Here is a 4,129-nt window from a genome sequence, read left to right as displayed (position 1 = left end):
GAGGGTACGGCCGAAGGCAGCGACGTGGACCACGGCGCGGTGCTTACCTATTCCATTACCGATGCCAATGGCGCTCCCCCCACAGTTCTTCCCGGGGCGGTCATTCAAGGCAAATACGGCACACTTACCCTTGACCCGACCACCGGCAAGTATACCTACACCCTGAACAACAGCCTTAATGCTGTTCAGGAATTGAAGAACGGCGACAAGGTTGAAGATATCTTCACCGTAACCGTGACGGACGAACACGGTGCCTCTGACAGCAAACAGCTTGTTATCAACGTACACGGACAAGACAATGCACCGGCCTTTATAGTGCCGGCCGAGGTTTTCCAGGTGCGTGAATCCGGCGTGGGTACAGTTGATGCCAACGGCAACCTTACCAACTACTACGGTAACCAGGAATATCAGGGCAGCGGAACCATTTCCGGCAAGGCTCAGGCCGTTGATCCGGACAAGGGCGACACGGAAAACCTGAAATATTACTTCCTCAACAGTTCAGGCGGGCGTGAAACCACGCTTGTCACCACGTATGGCACGGTCTCCATTAATCCCGATACCGGCGAATATACCTATACGCTCAATGATGCCAGCGACGCGGTCAATGCCCTTCAAGCCAATGAGCACGCAAGCGACGGCTTCACCATTGTTGCTGTTGACCCCAATGGCAATACCGGTGAGATGAATATCACCGTCAACATCGTGGGTACCAACGACAGGCCAGAACTCAAAGACGCTATCCAGCATGAGGAGCTTCGCGAAGACAGCGGTTCCTACGTCACTACCGGGCAGGTCGTGGCTACCGACGTTGACCTTCCTGCCGGAGAAAAGCTCATATACAGCCTTGTTCACAATGGCAGCACTGTGCAGACCATTGAAGGCAAGTATGGTTACATCCAGCTTGATACGTTCACCGGCGAGTACACGTACCATCTGTACAATGACAAGGTGCAGTCCCTGTCCGAAGGCCAGTCTGTTGACGACACCTTTGTTGTGCGCGTCACCGACAACCTCGGCGCATTTGTGGATGGCGACATAAAGGTCACCATTCACGGCACCCAGGACGACCCGACTATGGAAACAGCGGTTCTGGTCCTGGATGAAGATACCGCACAGTCGGGAAGCCAGAAAATAGTGTGGCACGATGCGGATGAGGCTGACGGCCTGCTGCGCATCACGGCAGACGGCAAGGATCTTACCGGCAATGATTCTGTGGAAATTGTGGGCAAGTTCGGCACGCTGACCCTGCGTGCGGACGGCACCTATTTCTACAAGCTGAACACCGGAGACGTGCAGTACCTCAACGTGGGCGACCATGTAGAAGAGGTGTTCAATGTCAACCTCACCACGGGTCATACCAATGCTACGGGCCAGGAGGTCAGCAGTTCCGTTAACGGTACGATCACAGTCATCATTACCGGAACCAACGACGCCCCTGTTTTTACAGCCAAGGAATGGCAGCCTGACGGCCCGGCGGATTCTTTGCAGACCTCCGGACAGGTCTGGGCCACGGACGTGGACAACAAAGATTACACCAACGACTCCTCCGCTTCCGAACTGAAGTTCTACTTCGAAAAGGGCGAAGGCGATGACGCCCAGTATGTGCAGACCATCGAGGGTAAATATGGCAGCATAACCATCAATACCCTGACCGGAGAATACACATACCATCTTAATATACATGGCTCCGCGTATAAGGGGCTTGGCAAAGACGAAGAAGTTTCGGAAGAATTCGCAGTAGGCGTTATTGACCCCCACGGAGCCAAAGACAGTGCCACCATCACCATTAACGTCATCGGCAAGGGTTCCGGCGGCGGCACTGGCGGTGGCGGTGGCGATCCGGTCCCCCCCATTGACCCAAGCAATCCGGGGAACGGCGACACCCCTTCAGACACCCTCAAGGTTACTGACCTTGACGTCAAAGAGGATGTGGACGCAGACGGAATAGATGACGGCTACATAACCGCCAGCGGCAAGCTCACGCTGAAAGACGGCGGTGATCCTACTGATCAGTTTTATCTGAAAAACAGTGACGGCACAGATGCTGTACTGACCAATACCGGTCTGTATGGGTCTCTTATCCTCAAGCCTGACGGCAGCTACACGTATGTGCTCAATAATGACAGCACGGCCGTGCAGAGCCTGCGTGATGGCGACCAAAAGACTGAAACGTTCACAGTGTATCACCCCAAAGAAGGCAAGATAGATATCACTGTCACCGTTGAAGGCACCAACGACCAGCCGCGCATCACCACTCCCGGCGGCACACATGAAAACGGCCAGGATATCGCCAAAACCGAAGGCGTGACCGGCAAAATTGTTGCCACGGACATTGATGAAGGCGACACCCTGTCCTATTTCCTTAAAGACAAGGATGGCAACCTGGTCGACAAGATCGAAACGGAACACGGCGTCATCACTATTGATAAGAATACGGGAGAATACAAATACCTCCTGGACAGCAATCACGGTCAGCTCAATGCAGACCAGACCGTGGAAGAAGTGTTTACCGTTGTTGCGCAGGATAATTCCGGTAATGCTGCAAGCGATACCTCCGATCCTACGCAAATCACCATTACCATAACGGGCGACAATACCCCGCCCACAGTCACGGTAACCAACCTGACCGTCACGGAAGACTCTGCCCTGTCTGACAGCAGCCAGGTTCAGGTCGTGGACGATGTACCCACAGGCATCACCTACGGCGCGGCTACAAGCAACACCGGACCGCTGCAAACTGTTGTGCAGGGGCAATACGGCACACTGATCATCAATCGTGACACCGGCGAATATACCTATACCCTCAATAATGGCCTGGATGCCGTGCAGGGCCTGCATGAAGGTCAGCAACTCACGGAAACATTCTATATTACCGTGACAGACAAGCATGGCGCCAGCGTCGTTGAGTCTCTTGACGTAACAATCAAGGGAACCAATGACGCCCCGGTCCTTTTTGTAGAAAGTGGCCTCAGCATTGCGGAAGGCGAACTTGCCGTATCCGGGCAAAGCCAGGTGCATGACAAGGATGCCAACGAAACGCACACCTTCTCTCACTCCGGCGCTCAGGGCAACGATGACTACGGAACTTTCACCATTGATGCCAACGGCAAATATACCTTCACGCTGGATAACGACAGCGATGCGGTTAAAAAACTGGCATTGGGCCAGTCGGTCGATCTTATATATACGGTGACTGTCACAGACATTGACGGTCTGACCGATCAGCGTGATGTTGTCATCACCATTACCGGCACAAACAATGCGCCTGAAGTCAAGGCTGCCGTTGCGGAAGTGACGGAAGACGACATAAGAACCGGGCCGAATGGAAGCGAAATGGTTTTTGCTTCCGGCCACATAGAGGCGACAGACCCGGACGCCGGCGCGCAGTTGCAGTACTTTGTCAAAAGCAATGACCAGACTGACCAGATTGCCCGGGGAAGCTACGGCACGCTTACCATCAGTTCGGCTACCGGGGAGTATCTCTATGTGCTGAACAATGCCGACCCGGCTGTCCAGGCTTTGGGCCGCAATGATTCAATGACCGAAACCTTTACCATTGTGGTCAAGGACGAACACGGCGAAGCCACGGAAACCCAACTGACGGTGACCATTAACGGCGCCAATGATGCCCCTGTTATCACCAGCGCCCCCGGCCTGACTGTTACGGAAGACACTGTGCTTACCAGCTCTGGCAAGCTCATATTCACTGATGTGGACGCCACAGACACGCATACCTTCGGTGTCAGCACCAAGGACGGCCTGCAAGGCGAAAGTGCTGCTGGCAAGTACGGAACCCTTACCATCGACAGTGACGGCAACTATACATATACACTCGACAACTCCAACCCTGATGTGCAAAAGCTCGCTCAGGGGGAAAGCACAACGGAAACATTCACGGTATACGTCAGCGATGGCGCTGAAACAGTACAGAAAGACATTGTTGTCACCATCAAGGGAACCAATACCGCCCCCACCATCGAATCCTTTGACCCTGCCCTTGCTGTCACCGAAGGCAGCAGCGATGCAAGCGGAACGGTTGTGGGAGCCGACGTGGATAATGGGGCCACACTTTCATACTATGTGGGTAACGACAACGCGACAAACAGCTCTGCTCAAAAGGTGACTGGGC

At 54.1% G+C, this 4,129-nt stretch carries 1 protein-coding gene; it reads left to right on the top strand.

Annotation, left to right across the window (positions count from 1 at the left end):
• Positions 1 to 4,129: VCBS domain-containing protein (locus QZ377_RS10000; RefSeq protein ID WP_291441006.1), on the top strand; the 4,129-nt coding region annotated here is incomplete at both ends.

The sequence above is a fragment of the Desulfovibrio sp. genome, from assembly GCF_019424165.1.
Taxonomy (GTDB): domain Bacteria; phylum Desulfobacterota; class Desulfovibrionia; order Desulfovibrionales; family Desulfovibrionaceae; genus Desulfovibrio.
The sequence above is the reverse complement of the archived record's forward strand: the minus strand, read 5'-3'. Positions and strand labels throughout refer to the sequence as shown.